This window comes from Aeromonas sp. SG16 (assembly GCF_024436135.1).
Taxonomy (GTDB): domain Bacteria; phylum Pseudomonadota; class Gammaproteobacteria; order Enterobacterales; family Aeromonadaceae; genus Aeromonas; species Aeromonas jandaei.
On sequence record NZ_JANFNW010000001.1, the window covers coordinates 337,686 to 352,005 of the forward strand.

The 14,320-nt window shown below is 60.4% G+C and carries 13 protein-coding genes and 1 riboswitch; of the genes, 7 read left to right on the top strand and 6 right to left on the bottom strand.

The annotated features are described in order from the left end of the window. Nucleotides 1-122 precede the first annotated feature (122 nt). The gene (locus NOM67_RS01615) at nt 123-1,139 is read left to right on the top strand and encodes a S66 peptidase family protein (protein ID WP_255933307.1); all 1,017 of its coding nucleotides are present in this window, start codon (nt 123-125) and stop codon (nt 1,137-1,139) included. 63 nt (nt 1,140-1,202) lie between these two features. Here NOM67_RS01615 and NOM67_RS01620 read toward each other — a convergent pair whose 3' ends face one another. After that, nucleotides 1,203-3,458: an LTA synthase family protein gene (locus NOM67_RS01620; RefSeq protein WP_255933309.1), complete on the bottom strand. Its 2,256-nt coding sequence runs from the start codon at nt 3,456-3,458 to the stop codon at nt 1,203-1,205. Nucleotides 3,459-3,713: 255 nt separating this feature from the next. On the opposite strand from NOM67_RS01620, the gene NOM67_RS01625 reads away from it, so the two are divergent. Next, nucleotides 3,714-4,799, top strand: coding sequence for a hypothetical protein (locus tag NOM67_RS01625; protein ID WP_255933311.1), 1,086 nt, complete (start codon nt 3,714-3,716; stop codon nt 4,797-4,799). 80 nt (nt 4,800-4,879) lie between these two features. On the opposite strand, the gene lysC is transcribed toward NOM67_RS01625, so the two are convergent. Together lysC and argA are read right to left on the bottom strand one after the other, a co-directional pair. Continuing rightward, on the bottom strand, nt 4,880-6,232 hold the full coding sequence (gene lysC / locus NOM67_RS01630) for a lysine-sensitive aspartokinase 3 (RefSeq protein WP_255933313.1): 1,353 nt from the start codon (nt 6,230-6,232) through the stop codon (nt 4,880-4,882). A gap of 90 nt (nt 6,233-6,322) precedes the next feature. Next, nucleotides 6,323-6,546: riboswitch (Lysine riboswitch) on the bottom strand. A gap of 107 nt (nt 6,547-6,653) precedes the next feature. Then, nucleotides 6,654-7,982 (bottom strand): amino-acid N-acetyltransferase, encoded by a 1,329-nt coding sequence (argA, locus tag NOM67_RS01635; RefSeq protein WP_033115951.1) that lies wholly within the window; start codon nt 7,980-7,982, stop codon nt 6,654-6,656. A gap of 276 nt (nt 7,983-8,258) precedes the next feature. Here argA and msrA point away from each other — a divergent pair, with 276 nt between their 5' ends. Continuing rightward, nucleotides 8,259-8,891, top strand: coding sequence for a peptide-methionine (S)-S-oxide reductase MsrA (msrA, locus tag NOM67_RS01640; RefSeq protein ID WP_041209411.1), 633 nt, complete (start codon nt 8,259-8,261; stop codon nt 8,889-8,891). A gap of 245 nt (nt 8,892-9,136) precedes the next feature. Here msrA and NOM67_RS01645 read toward each other — a convergent pair whose 3' ends face one another. Genes NOM67_RS01645 through NOM67_RS01655 form a run of 3 tightly spaced genes read right to left on the bottom strand, consistent with a single transcriptional unit; the run spans nt 9,137 to nt 10,389 of the window. Then, a complete protein-coding gene (locus NOM67_RS01645; RefSeq protein ID WP_033115949.1) occupies nt 9,137-9,475 on the bottom strand; it encodes a DUF3802 family protein in 339 nt (112 codons plus the stop codon). Between the two features lie 57 nt (nt 9,476-9,532). Beyond that, nucleotides 9,533-10,009, bottom strand: coding sequence for a GNAT family N-acetyltransferase (locus tag NOM67_RS01650; RefSeq protein WP_255933321.1), 477 nt, complete (start codon nt 10,007-10,009; stop codon nt 9,533-9,535). Beyond that, entirely contained in the window at nt 10,006-10,389 is a 384-nt protein-coding gene (locus tag NOM67_RS01655) for an MmcQ/YjbR family DNA-binding protein (RefSeq protein WP_255933323.1), read from the bottom strand. Before NOM67_RS01655 ends, NOM67_RS01650 begins: the two co-directional genes overlap by 4 nt. Before the next feature lie 112 nt (nt 10,390-10,501). Here NOM67_RS01655 and NOM67_RS01660 point away from each other — a divergent pair, with 112 nt between their 5' ends. From NOM67_RS01660 to NOM67_RS01680, 4 genes are all read left to right on the top strand, one after another. Beyond that, nucleotides 10,502-11,293 (top strand): alpha/beta fold hydrolase, encoded by a 792-nt coding sequence (locus tag NOM67_RS01660; protein ID WP_201959572.1) that lies wholly within the window; start codon nt 10,502-10,504, stop codon nt 11,291-11,293. A gap of 273 nt (nt 11,294-11,566) precedes the next feature. After that, nucleotides 11,567-12,091 (top strand): PAS domain-containing protein, encoded by a 525-nt coding sequence (locus NOM67_RS01665; RefSeq protein ID WP_071911397.1) that lies wholly within the window; start codon nt 11,567-11,569, stop codon nt 12,089-12,091. Nucleotides 12,092-12,102: 11 nt separating this feature from the next. After that, complete coding sequence (locus NOM67_RS21720) at nt 12,103-13,578, top strand: methyl-accepting chemotaxis protein (protein ID WP_156851994.1); 1,476 nt, start codon at nt 12,103-12,105, stop codon at nt 13,576-13,578. 215 nt (nt 13,579-13,793) lie between these two features. Further along, nucleotides 13,794-14,261 (top strand): DUF4357 domain-containing protein, encoded by a 468-nt coding sequence (locus tag NOM67_RS01680; protein ID WP_033115146.1) that lies wholly within the window; start codon nt 13,794-13,796, stop codon nt 14,259-14,261. Nucleotides 14,262-14,320 lie beyond the last annotated feature (59 nt).

Here is a 14,320-nt window from a genome sequence, read left to right on the forward strand (position 1 = left end):
ATAATGAATCAAGCGTTTTGTATTTCTAAACGATGGCGAGCCAGCCGTTGTGCCAACAGGGGCGATAAGAGATAGTCAGGGCTCTGTTTTCACGTTTTGATGAGCCCCGGGAGATGTGCCTGATGACAAGACTCCTTGCCCCGCCACTCCAGCGCGGCGACACCATCGCTTTTTTCTCCCCCTCCAGCGCGGCAACCGCCTGGGCCCCCACCCGTTTTGCCCGTGCAAAAGCCTTTCTCGAAGGGCAGGGCTTCCGGCTCAAGTCGGGCAGCCTCACCGGCCAGCAGGATCACTGGCGCTCCGGCTCCATCGCCGCGCGGGCCGAGGAGCTCAACGCCCTTATCCGCGACCCCGAGGTGCGCTGCATCATGTCGGTGATTGGCGGTAGCAACTCCAACTCCCTGCTCCCTTATCTCGATTTTGCTGCGCTCAAGCGCGATCCCAAGATCATCGTCGGCTACTCCGATGTGATGGCGCTGCTGCTCGGCATCCATGCCCAGACTGGTTTGGTCACCTTTTATGGCCCGGCGCTGGTGGCCTCGTTCGGCGAGTTGCCACCGCTGGTGGACGAGACGCTGGCCAGCTTTTTACAGATTGTGCTGGCCGACGAGGTTGGCGTCCCCTGCACGTTGCCCACCCCGGCAAAGTGGAGCGATGAACGGCTCGATTGGGAAAATCAGACCCGGGCCAAGCAGTGCCAGCCCAACCGGCTGATCTCGGTGGGGACTGGTCGGGTAGCGGGGCGGCTGATAGGCGGCAACCTCAACACCATGGCGGGTATCTGGGGTTCCCCCTATATGCCGGCCATCGAGCGCGGCGACATTCTGTTGCTGGAGGACAGCCTGAAATCTGCCGAGACGCTGGAGCGCTCTTTTGCCCATCTCAAGCTGTGCGGGGTGTTTGATCGGATCGGCGCCCTTATCCTCGGCAAGCACGAGCTGTTCAACGATCAGGGCAGTGGCAAGCGCCCGCTCGATATCCTGCTGGAGGTGGTGGGGGAGCCGAACTTCCCCATTCTGGCGGAGTTTGACTGCGCCCATACCCACCCCATGCTGACGTTGCCGCTGGGCGTCGAGGCGGAGCTGGATCTCGACCGCCAGCAGCTTACCTTGCTGGAGCCTTGGTGGCAGAGCGTCTGACGGAGCGAAGGAAGCAGACAAGGCCGCTGATGTGGCCTTGTCTGTTGTTGGGGGATGGGATTGTCAGGGCAGGGCATCGGCCCGGAAGCTGGCACGGATCTGCGGCACCAGTGGCGCAACGTCGAATCCCTTCTCCTCGCCCAGTACCGGATGGAGCAGGGGGCCGTCGCTGATGGGGGTGAGATTGCCGGCCAGCAGCTGACGAGTGGCTTGCCCCATCTGGTAGAGCTGACGCACCGGCGCAAACTGGGTCGCCAGATTGAGGGGGTCATCGGCGCGGGTGAAGGCCATCATGGGGATCTGATAGGTGGCATCGCGCGCCGGTTTGTCGCCGTGAATGCCCTTTCCGGCGGACATCAAAAACGGCTGGTGATCGCCAAAGGCGATGACCAGATAGCGTTTGCCCGACTGATCGAGACTCTTGAGCAGCCGCTCCAGCGAGGCCATGGCATCCACCACCCCGGTGTAGTAGGTGTTGAGCAGCTGCCTGTCACTCTCGCTCTCGTTCGGGCAAGCGCCGCTGCGCTCCTGTGCCTGATAGCGGGGGCCATCGAAGGGGCCGTGGCCCTGCATGGTGACCGCATAGGCAAAGAGCGGTTTGTCATCCTGTTCGCTGCGTTTGAGCAGGTGATCAACGAGGGCATCGTCCGAGATATAGAGCCCCTTGTGCTCAAGGGTGGAAAAGCGGCTGTCGAACCAGCGCTCCTGATAGCCAAGCGCCGGGATCGCCTTGGCGCGGCCCCAGAACTTCTCCACATAGGGGTGGACGAAGAGGGTCCGGTAGCCGCTCTGGTTGGCACTGCGGGCCAGCCCCGGCACCTGATCCGAGAGGTAGTAGTAGGGCACCACACCCTGCTTGAGCAGCCCCACCGGCAGGCCGGTGTTCATCTCGAACTCCGCCAGCACCGTCATGCCACCGGTGGTAGGGGAGTGGATGGTCTTGTGCCACTGCTGGATGGTAGCGGGCAGGTTCAGGGTGGGCGCGGGGGCGCAGAGCCGACCCTGCCAGTCGAGCATCAGCGACTCATATTGCAGCACGATCACCAGATCCCAGCGCGGCGCAGCCCCCTGCGGCGATTGGCTCAGCCGGGGAGTGAATTCGTTGATCTGCAGCGGGTAGCGAAACACGCTGCCCTGCTCCAGCATCTCGTCCACCAGATTGAACAGATAGAGGCCGGGGCCGGAGCGGATGATGTCCCTGTGGTAGTTGACCGCCCGATCCACGTAGCGCACGTTGGCCCCCAGCAGCTTGTTGCTGGTCTGGGTGGCAAAGACGCAAAGGGCAAAGAAGGCCACGGTGGCGGCGGCGGTGCGCAGGATCCAGCGGGAGAGGGCAAAGCGCCAGCAGAGGAAGAGCGCCATAGCGCCGCCAAGCAGCGGCACGACGGGGTGCTGATCCTGCAGGATCCGCAGCAGCGCCATCAGGTTGCCGAGATCATCGCCGCCGAGCGGCACACCATAGATGGCGATCTTCATGAAGTTGGCCAGCAGCCCTATGCCGGAGAGCGCGGTAAAGACCAGCCCCATGTAGAGGTTGAACCCGGCCAGCGCGCACAGGCTCCAGCCCAGCACCATGCTGCCCCAGGCGAGGTAGTAGTGCTCCGGGCGAAAGCCCGACCAGAGCAGAAACTCCCCCAGTTTGAACACCACGAAGCCGTGCAGCAGCACGAAGGTGAGGTTGCCGAGCAGCAGGCTGCCGATGATGCGCCAGCGCAGACTGCGGCGCAGCCTTGGCAGCACCGCCTTCAGCACGGCGGCGCTCAGCGCCAGTACCAGCGTCAGGCTCACCATCAGGTAGGTGAGGTTGAAGCCCTGCTCCGGCAGGGTCTGCAGGATCTGGCTGAAGTCGCCGCTCTCGGGGCGGTCTGCCAGCAGCAGGCCGATCCGCAGCTGGTAACGGCTGGCCAGCGCATCGTCGGGGGCGCGCAGCGTGCTGTTGAGATCCAGAGTGCAGCGGTTTTGGCGGCATACCTGATGCTTCTCCACCGGTTGGCTCAGCTCGTCGATCCGCTCCCCCTTGTCGTTGAGCAGCTCGACTCGCACCTTGTCCCCCGGCTGGAGCGGCCCTCGCAGTTGCCACTGGCTGCGCACCACCAGATAGAGGCCGCGGCTGTCGCTTTTATAGAGCAGAGCGTGGCGGGTGAGGGTGGCCAGCGGGTTGTCGGCGGGCCCCAGCACCAGCGGTTGGGCACGGCCAAGCCAGCTGCCGGGATTGATGAGGGGCAGCAGCAGGGTGACGATGAGCAGGCCACCGAGCAGGGTCAGCAGCAGGCGGGAGAGGCTCAGGGCGCGGCGACGGCCTGAGAAGGGATGATTCATATCAGCTCATCCTTTGAGCAAGTGAGAGAGATGCAGATCATCTGCATACTATTTGACCCGATGGTGCGTGGCCGGTTCATGGATGTCAATTTAATGACCACCTGATGAATTTTTGGTTGCACTTCGGCCCTGCATATTGTGATCCCGATCGAGAGGTTGTCCGGAATATGTGATGAAAGCGTCATCATGAACGTTTGCTGCTGGTCTGCGAGAGAGGTGCTGTTTAGTCTCTCAGTAGCGACAGGAGGTACATGTATGAATCCCAAGGTGATGGCACGGCAAGCCAGATTGCTGCGTATGCTCGAGAGCAAGGAGGAGATCCGGGTCGGGCGCGAACGTGACTGTCCGCTTCCCGTGGCGCAGCTGGTCAAACTCAAGGATTCCCATCCGTCGGTGATCAAGGTCTATCGTCACGGTCTTACCGCCGAGGTGTTTCATCTCAAGATCGATGGCCATCACTGGTGCCTGAAGCGGCGCCGCAACGATTCGCTGGTCGCCAACCTAGATGGCAAGACCGCTTTCCTCACCGAACTGGAGCGGCGTCGCGAAATCGAAGCGCTGCGCGAGTTGCATCCCACCGTGCTCTCCCATGTGGTCTGTACCAGCTTTGGTTCGGCCCGCGCCGGCATTCTGGTCTCGCCCTGGCTGCGGGGTGTGCCGGTGCATCAGCTCAACGAGCGCAATCTGGCGCAGATGCTGGAGGTGCAGGGGGAGCTGGCCCGCTGGGGCTGGTTCGACTGGGATCCGAGCCCGGGCAACCTGCTCGATGACGGCGAACATATCAGCGTGTTCGACTTTGGTTACATGTGGCCCTTTGATCCCCGTTTCGAATACAACTCCAATGGGCTGGTCGACCCGCAATTTCATGTGCCGGAGCGGCTGGAGACCCGCACCCTATCAGGGCTCTGGCTCGATGAGGCCGATCCCTTGCCGCAGTTCCGCTACTGGCGCGAGCTCTGTCTGAAATGGGTGAAACGGGAGATCCACCACCTGATACGGGAAGGCGCCAGCGCACCCGTGCTGGCCCGGTTGCAGAGCCTGCAAGGGGAGTGGAGTGCCGCGCTGGCAAGCGACAAGGCGCTCGCCGCCAACTGGTGGCGAGATATGTATCGCAGCCACCGACTCGATGTGGCCGACGATCTCAGTGGCCGCAGCTGCAGCCCGCTCACCTTGCGTCGTCTCGACTGGCTGGAGCTGGCGGTGACCGACCACTACGAGCAGCTGGTCGACAATCTCTCCAGCGAAGAGCTGGGGCTGGGCCAGAGCGAGCTGCTGGCCAGATTGCAGCGCCAGCGGCGCGAAGTGATGGCGTGCCAGTTGCCGGTGACTACCTGCGCCTGAGCCAACGCCTCAGCGAAACAGAAATGAAAAGGGCGCCTCACAGGTGCCCTTTACATGGTCGTATTTGTCCGCTGTGAGGGTTAGTCCAGCAGCTCCTGATGGAGGCGGTTGACGATCTGGCCCGCTTCGCCCTCTTTGACCAGGAAGCAGAGGTTGTGGGCGCTGGCGCCGTAGCAGATCATCCGGATGTTATGGTCGCGCAGGGCATCGAATACCCGGCTGCCCACCCCGTTGACCTCGCTCATCCGGTTGCCGATGAGCGCCACCAGAGCCAGCTCGTTCTCCACCTCGACTTTGCAGAGCTGACTGAGCTCGGCCAGCACCTTGTCGCTGAGCACAGGTTCGCCATTGCTCTGGCTGCCGGTGTGATCCAGCGTCAATGACACGCTCACCTCCGAGGTGGTGATGAGATCGACCGAGATGCGGTGGCGGGCCAGAATGCCGAACACCTCGGCCAGAAAGCCGTAGGCGTGGAACATGTTGAGGCTGTGCAGGGTGACCAGCACCTGCTGGCGACGCAGGGCCACGGCGCGAAACAGCGGGCTGGTGTCCGTGGTGGAGCGGATCCAGGTTCCCCCTGCCTGCGGCTCCCTGCTTGAGCCGACAAAGACCGGAATATTCTGGCGCACCGCCGGTTGCAAGGTGGCCGGGTGGAGCACCTTGGCGCCGAAGGTGGCCATCTCTGCCGCCTCGACAAAGCTGATTTCGGGAATGGGGCGGGCCCGGGTGACGAGGCGCGGATCCGTGGTGTAGATGCCGGGTACATCGGTCCAGATCTCGATACTGGTGGCATCGAGCGCCTCGGCGAGCAGGGCCGCGCTGTAGTCGGAGCCGCCACGGCCAAGCGTGGTGGTGCGGTCATCGCCATCGGCACCGATAAAGCCCTGGGTGATGACGAGGGTGTCGCCGAGCACCGGGCCCAGCGTCTGCTGGCAGAGATCGCGAGTCGCGTTCAGGTCGACGGTGGCCTTGCCAAAGCGGCTGTCGGTGCGCATCAGCTGGCGTACATCCTGCCAGTGGGCATTGACGCCGCGCTGGCGCAGCAACTCGGTAAAGAGGCGGGTCGACATCAGTTCGCCGCAGGCGATGAGGCGATCAGCCAGTTCGGCATCGGTCTGCTGGCTGGCCTGCTGCGCCATGGTGCGGATCTCGCCGAGCTGATCGTGGATCAGGGCTGTCACCTCGGCGGGGTGGCCAAGGTCGGCCAGAATGGCCTGCTGAATGTCGGCCAACTTGGCCAGCTGGGCTTCGCGGCCCGCGTCGTCCAGCTCGCCCTGAGCCAGTGCCACCAGCAGATTGGTGACGCCGGCGCTGGCGCTCAGCACCACGATGCGGGTGGCGGGATTGGCCAGCACGATATCGGCGCAGTTGTTCATGGCCGCGGCGTTGGCGACACTGGTTCCGCCAAACTTGGCGACATTGATCGGGCTCATTGCTTACTCCTGTCTTAATTTAAAAATCCGGATCCATCGGGCAAAAAAGAGAGGAGGAGGCTGAAAATGGCAGGAATGTGCGAAGCGATCCCGGCCAGAAGCACTCCACCCGCAGAGCCCATCCCGTACCCGCCCTGACAGGGCGCGGTGGGGGATGACCACTACCGATGACAACCCGGGGGATTCAGCCCCCGCAGCCGGCACTGAGGTTTCCAGTCTCCTCAGATGTCTCGGCGCTGCTCCCCCTGACCCAAGTTCACCGGACTCTGGCGTCCTCTCTCGGGCTGCCTGGGCAGCGCTCCTCTTCTGGCTCCACCATGGCGGTGGAGTGCATTTAGAAATACCTTGCGTTGGATTGGACTGTCAATCGAGTTTGTAAAAAAGTTCAAAATGTCAGCTAACTCAACGCAGAATCAATAGGTTACACAATGGTTTTTGACAAAACCTTGGAACGACGCTGCCAGTTGTAGAGGCGCTGGCGCTCAACCGGCAGATCCTCCACCTCCAGCGGTTCAAACCCCCGCTCCCGGAACCAGTGGATGGAGCGGGTGGTGAGCACGAACAGGCGGCGGATCCCGAGCCGTTTGGCCCGCTCGGCCACCTTGGCCACCAGCTGATCCCCCCGGTTGGAGTTGCGATAGTCGGGATGGATGGCGACGCAGGCCATCTCCGCCATCGCCTCTTCCATAAAGCAGTAGAGCGCCGCGCAGCCGATGATGAGGCCATCGCGCTCGATGATGGTGAACTTGTCGATCTCCATCTCCAGCTGCTCGCGGGAGCGGCGTACCAGAATGCCTTCCTCCTCCAGCGGACGAATGAGATCGAGAATGCCGCCGATATCCTCGATGGTAGCGGCGCGGGCCTGCTCGGCGCTTTCCCGCACGATCTGGGTGCCAAGGCCGTCGCGGCTGAACAGCTCCTGCAGCATGGCGCCATCATCCTGATAGCTCACCAGATGGGAGCGGGGCACTCCGCCACGGCAGGAGGCAATCGCCGCGCGCAGATAGCGGGCGGTGCCGGACATCTCTTCTCCCGCCTGCTCCAGCTCCACCAGCAGCTCTTCGGCCTGCTCGGGGAAGAGCTCGGAGATGGCTTCGCCGTGTCTGTCCATCACCCCTTGGGTGCTGCTGAAACAGATAAGCTTGTCCGCCTTGAGGTCGACCGCCACCCGGCGAGCCACCTCTTCCGAGCTCAGGTTAAAGCTCTCGCCGGTGACCGAGCAGCCGATGGGGGAGATGAGCACCAGACTCTTCTGATCGAGCTGGCGGGTGATACCCTCCACGTCGATACGGCGCACCCGACCGCTGTGGCAAAAGTCGATGCCATCATCCACCCCCAGCGGCTGGGCGGTGACGAAGTTGCCGCTCACCACGCTGATCCGTGCCCCCTGCATCGGAGTGTTGGCGAGCCCCATGGAGAGCTGGGCAGTGATGTCGTACTGCAGGCCACCACACACCTGCTTGATGATGGCGAAGCTCTCGTCATCGGTGACCCGGATCCGCTTGTGGTACTGGGCCTCGATGCCGGCGCGGGCCAGCGCTTCATCGTTTTGCGGACGTGAACCAAACACCAGCACCAGCCGTATGCCCAGAGTCTGCAGCAGGGCGATATCGCTGACGATATTGGCAAAGTTGGGGTGGCAGACGGCTTCCCCCCCCATCATCAGCACAAAGGTGGCGCCCCGATGGACATTGACATAGGGAGTAGATTGCCGAAAGGCATTGACCAGACTGGGCTCACGTTCACGCACTTGATATTTCTTCCATAAAAAAACAGCGATTGGCTCAATATATGAAAATAAATTCACAAATCAAGACTAAATATTGATTTGGTTGGGTTTGTTGGCCAACCGGATGCCTTGCCCGGGCGTAACTGGGCAAAGTGGCAGGAGAGGCGCAGGGGAGTGAAGAGGAGAAGAGGAGGAAAGGGACGGGAGGCGCCGGTTGATCCGGTGCCACAAACTGTTATCTTCGATGCTCCTTTTCGTCATCGTGCATTGGCACCGGTTTTTACAAGGAGTGGCTTGATGGAACAGATTATTTCGCCGGCAGAGGCGTTGCCGGGGCGCAGCGAGGCCATGGTGATTGGCCAGCAGCATGCAGTAAATGGCCATCCGACTCAGGGGCCTTGGCCCGAGAACATGGCGATTGCCTGGTTTGGCATGGGCTGCTTCTGGGGTGTGGAGCGCCTGTTCTGGCAGCAGCCCGGGGTTTACTCTACCGCCGCCGGTTATCAGGGGGGCGTCACCCCCAATCCCACCTACAAGGAGGTGTGCAGCGGGCTGACCGGTCATGCCGAGACGGTGCAGGTGGTGTTTGATCCGGCGGTCATCAGCTATGGTGATCTGCTCAAATTGTTCTGGGAACAGCACGATCCGGCGCAGGGGATGCGGCAGGGCGGGGACATTGGTACCCAGTACCGCTCGGTCATCTTCTATGGCGACGAGAGCCAGCAGGTCATCGCCCAGCAGAGTCTGGCTGCCTATCAGCAGGCCATGGCGGCGAGCGGTGACAGCCGGGCCATCACCACCCGCATCCTGCCGCTGGCGCCTTTCTACTATGCCGAGGATTATCACCAGCAATATCTGGAGAAAAACCCGGATGGCTACTGCGGATTGGGTGGCATTGGAGTCTGTTTGCCGCCCAGCCTGAACCGCTGAACAGGTTTGTAGTTGATTCCGTAAAAAAAGTGAAAATAAATGGTCGGAGGAGGGAACTTATTGCGACCAGTCGGGACTAACTAGGTAGCGTCCAGGGATCGGATGCGAAGTCCAGACACATTTCTTGCCTTGATAACCGCCTGATGAATGAACGCACTGGCGGGTTGAAAATGATAGCAAGCAGGGCTGCCCACCAAGGCGGCCCTTTTCATATCTGCTTGTTTTAGCTCGGGAGGGGCGATCGGTCAGGCGATCGCGCTGTCGAAGAGGTTCTTGATAAGATCGATAAACTCGATGAGGAAGGCTTTCTGCTCCGGGGTCGGCTCGCGCAGCCAGACGGCGGAGAGCACCTCTTCCAGATCGGCGACCACGGCGTCCGCCTCCTGCATGATGGTAAAGCGCACCTTGGGTGCCAGCTGGGGGTTCTGCTCGCAGATGGCCATCAGGTTGCTGGCCACCCGGCTACTGACGAGATCCTCGATGGTCTGCTCGCCACCCGCGTTCTGTTGCTGGGCCTCAAACAGTCCCAAACTCTCCACCAGATACTCGATCAGCGAGATATAGCCTTCACTCTCTACCACCATGGTTGCTGCCTCAATACAGTAACAATACGAAAATTAAGCGTATTTTAGTGGCTTGATCTAGCTTGGCAAGCAGCAGTGCAGGCGGTGGCGGGTAAAACTGACTCCGCCGCGCTCCACGCTTTCCACGCCGGTCAAGGTAAAGCCATGCCGTAAAAATAGCTCATAACTGAAGGCGCTGGCCTCGGTTGTGATGGCGCAGATGCCAAGGGCGCGGGCACCTGCCAGCGCCGTGGTGAGCAGCAGATTGCCCAGCCCCTGCCGCTGGTGGGCCGCACCGACGTAGAGCAGGCTGAGGTGGCCATCGGCGCTCAGGGTGACAAAACCGGCAGGCGCGTCACCCAGCATGGCAACCCAGCCATGATGCTCGCGCAGCTGGCTGACAAAGCCGGGATGCCGGGCGCCGAGCGCCCACTTCTCCACCTGCTCCGGGCTGTAGTGCTGGGGGCCGGTATGGCGGATTGCCTGCTCGAACAGGGTGCCCAGCGCTGGAATATGCTGCTCGCCAAGGGGGGCGATCAAGAGGAGAGGCTTCATGCCGAAGCATCCTGATCAGCTGTATTGCGTGTGGGGGCCATGGGCCGTCTGGATTTCGGCAAACCGGCAATGACCCGCTCATAGGAGTGGTGTACCCAGCCTTGCCAGAGATCATCGGGCAAGGTGCTGTTCAGGGTCACAGTGTTCCAGTGTTGCTTGTTCATATGCCAGCCCGGTTTCACCTCGGGGTGAAGCTCGCGCAGCAGCAGCGCCCGCTCGGGTTCGCACTTGAGGTTGATGGTGAGCGGGTCAGCTTGCCAATCCACCAGCGCAAACATCTTGCCGGCGATGCGGTAGACCAGGATCTCCGGGCCAAACGGGGTATCTTCCTGACTGCCCGGCAACGAGAGCAGAAAGTGGCGTAAAGGGGTTAACTCCATGGTCTGGTCTCGCTGTGGGTGATCCGATCAGTGCGGTTGCATATCAATCAGGGGAAGGCATCTGTTACTATGCGCTGCCGAGTATACCCCCCATCACCGAGGGAGCCTATTGATGTTGTATCACAAGACTTTCGAACTGGGTCCCGAGCGGGATTGGGTGGTGTTTGTCCACGGCGCAGGTGGCAGCTCCTCCATCTGGTTCAAGCAGTTGCGCGCCTATCGCGAGCACTTCAATGTGTTGCTGCTGGATTTGCGCGGCCATGGCCAGTCCAACAAGCTGCAACAGGTGATCCAGGGCCACTACAGCTTTCGGGCCGTGACCGAGGATATCGTTCGGCTGCTCGATCATCTCGATATCCGCCGCGCCCACTTTGTCGGCATCTCCCTTGGCACCATCCTTATTCGCCATCTGGCCGAGCTCTGCCCGGAGCGGGTCAAGAGCATGGTGCTGGGGGGCGCCATCCTGCGGCTCGATATCCGCTCGCGGGTGCTGGTGCAGCTGGGCCGACTCGGCCAGCACTTCCTGCCCTATATGTGGCTCTACCGGCTGTTTGCCTTCATCATCATGCCGCGCCAGCACCATCAGGAGTCGCGCAACCTCTTTGTGCGCGAGGCCCGCAAGCTCTGCCAGAAAGAGTTCAAACGCTGGTTCCGCCTCGCCACCGAGGTTAACCCGCTGATGCGTTATTTTCGCGAACGCTCCCTGCCCATTCCGACCCTCTATGTGATGGGGGAGGAGGATCATATGTTTCTGGCACCGGTACGCGAACAGGTGGCCCGCGATGCCAGCTCCTCGCTGGCGGTCATTGAGCAGTGCGGCCATGTCTGCAATGTGGAGCAGCCGGAGCAGTTTAATCGCCGTACGCTGGCGTTTATAAACTCCCTCACCTGCAATCGTCTTTAGGCCGGATCACGGGCTGGCGTGCCAGCCTGTGCAAAATGCTTGTTCCTCCCTGCTTTTATCTTTCCTGATTTGCTCACAATGTGTTGATACTGCACGCGTTCAGCCAACTATCTCTCATGTTGTTGCCCTGTTTGCCGCTATCCATATGGAGATAGCTTATGGCTGCATTGGCAACGGGGTTGCGACCAAGGATTAACCCCACCTTTTATGGTGCATTGCTACCTTCTTGAGAGATATAGTGCTTATCAATAACCAAGGATGGGAATCTGTAACATGGCCCAAAACATCACCCCCACCCAACGCGAGATCACCTTCCATCAGGATGAGTTGATCGTCTCCAAGACCGATCTGGCAGGCCGGATCACCTACTCCAACAAAGTATTCATGCGACTCTGTGATTATTCGGAGGAGGATCTGCTGGGAACGCCTCACAACATCGTGCGCCATCCCGATATGCCCCGCGGTGTTTTTTGGGGGTTGTGGCACACCCTCAAGGAGAATCGCGAGTTCTTTGGCTTTGTCAAAAACATGACCGCCAACGGTGATTTTTACTGGGTGTTGGCCAATGTTCGCCCCGATTTTCGTGACGGCAAGGCGATCGGCTACTTCTCGGTTCGCCGTTGTCCATCCCGCCATGCCATTGCGACCATTGCCCCCGTATATCAGAAAATGTGCGAGCTGGAGCGGGGAATGTCCGGAGATGCTCCCAAGCAATCCTGGGCCTGGCTGGAGCAACACCTAGCATCGCAGGGGACTGATTACGAACGTTTTGTTCTCAATCTGGTGCAGCAGGATTAAGGAGTCGCCCTATGTTGACTGTGCTAACCAAGACCAGCAGTGCCAGTAAAAAACACCTCTTCATCAGTCAGAAATTTTTGCTGATCTGTGCTGTGTTCGGCCTCTCTGTACTGATGTTGGCCATCTTTTCTCTTAGTTCGGTCGGGCCGACCTGGTTCAATCTGGGGATCCCCGGGTTGGCATTGCTCTTTATTGTGCTTGCACTGCGTGAACAACGCAGGCTGGTGGCGATCATGGATCAGATCAACGAAGTGCTGGTGCAGGCCAGTGCCGGTGAGACCCATGTCCGGGTGACCAGAACCAAGGGGCTTGGCGAGCTGGGCAAGATTGCCTGGAACCTCAACAGTTTTCTCGACATCGTCGAAGCAAACATCAAGGATATGGTCTCCTGCTTTGAACATGCCGGTCAGGGACGCTACTACCGCCATGCGTTCAAACAGGGTCTGCCCGGCGAGTTTTCCAAGACAGCCGATAACATCAATCTCTCCCTGCACGCCATTCAGGAGGCGACCGAGCTCTCCCGGCAGGGTAATCTGCTCAACAAACTCCACCAGACCAACAACCAGAACCTGCGCAGCAGTCTGGCTGGGAATCAGGAAGATCTGCTGACCCTCAGCAACAAGATCGAGGACGTACTTGGCAATGCCCAGAGCGGGCTGGATGCATCGCTGCACAGCATGACGGTGGTCGAAGATCTCAGCCAGGAGCTGCTAGGTATCAACCGCGAGATGCAGGATACCGGACGGGCAGCGACCACGCTGGCCGGGGAGAGTGCCCGCATCACCGCTACGGTCAATCTCATCACGGAGATCACCGCCCAGACCAATCTGCTGGCGCTGAACGCTGCCATCGAGGCGGCCAGAGCGGGCGAAGTCGGGCGCGGGTTTGCGGTGGTCGCCGACGAAGTACGGGCTCTTGCCGAACGTACCCGTCAGTCAACCAACGAAATCCGCGATGTGGTCAAGGGGCTGACAACCAGCATCGAACAGATAGTGGGGAGCGTGCTCTCGCTTGGGGAGCGCAGCCAGCGCATCAGTGACAATGTGGACGGTTTTCGTCAAAGCTTCGAGGCAGTGGCTGAGGGAGCAAAATCCAATATCGGTCATCTCCACTTCGCCAGAGGGCTGGCGTTTGCCTCGCTGGTCAAGCTGGATCACATCATCTTTATGCAGCGTGGTTACCACGGGCTGGAGGTTAGGGATAGCGAGAGCGTGGCCAGCCATACCGATTGCCGTTTGGGCCGTTGGTACTATCAGGGTGAAGGCGGCGAGTCGTTTGGCAAGTTGCCGAGTTTCAAACATATCGAGGAGCCCCATAAACAGGTGCACGAGGCTGTCAGCAGAGCGTTGACTGCCGCACGGGGGGACTGGCTCCATGATGACAGGTTGCTGCACACCATTCTGGCCGAGATGGAGAGTGCCGAGCAGGCGAGCAAACAGGTGATGCAGTTGCTCAACCGGATGGTCGAGGAGCAGCTTCAGGCTTGAGCAATGTCGTGCCATTAGCTGCAACTGGCAGTGGGAAAATGGCCAACAGAGAGGAAGCACACTCTGGTAACCGGTTGATGGTCAATGGCTTTCAGCAGAGCGGCGAGAGCGCCAGTTAGTGATCGGTGCAGCAAAAGAGATAAGGATCCTCGCTGGATCCGGCTCGCCTGTGGTGGTTAGAATAGGGGCTTCCATGGGTCACAGGATGAGCAAGGATGTTACACAAGCAAGTCAGTTTTATCATCGATAGCAAGGGGAACAAGCAGGCGGCCGTCGTCCCCATCGAGATCTACAACGAGCTGATGACCCTGCAAAAGGCGCTCTCCGACAATCGTCCCGGGGAGCGTGAGCTCTACCACTTCAACGGCAAGGGTGCCGAGGCCCACGGTTATCCGGTGGGCAAGCGGCAAAATCCGGGCTTTATGGTGCTGGCCGGTTCCACTGCTAATGGCGAGGATGCCGCCTCTTTGCGCGAGGCGGTGATTGAACTGCGGCTGGAGCTGCTGGAGAAGGGCATTCTGGTGCCCCGCAGCGAAGGGGGCTTTCTCTTTACTGCCGATCAGCTGTTCAACAGCCCGAGTCTGGCCGCGAGCCTGGTAGCCGGCAACAACCGAAGCGGTCTGGATGCCTGGCAAAACAGCGCCGGCTATACCCTGAAACAGTCCGGTTTTGGCAAGAAGTGACACATACCGGAGGGGATTGAGGCGAGCCTGATGCGGCATCTCTCCCAAAAAAAGAGCGC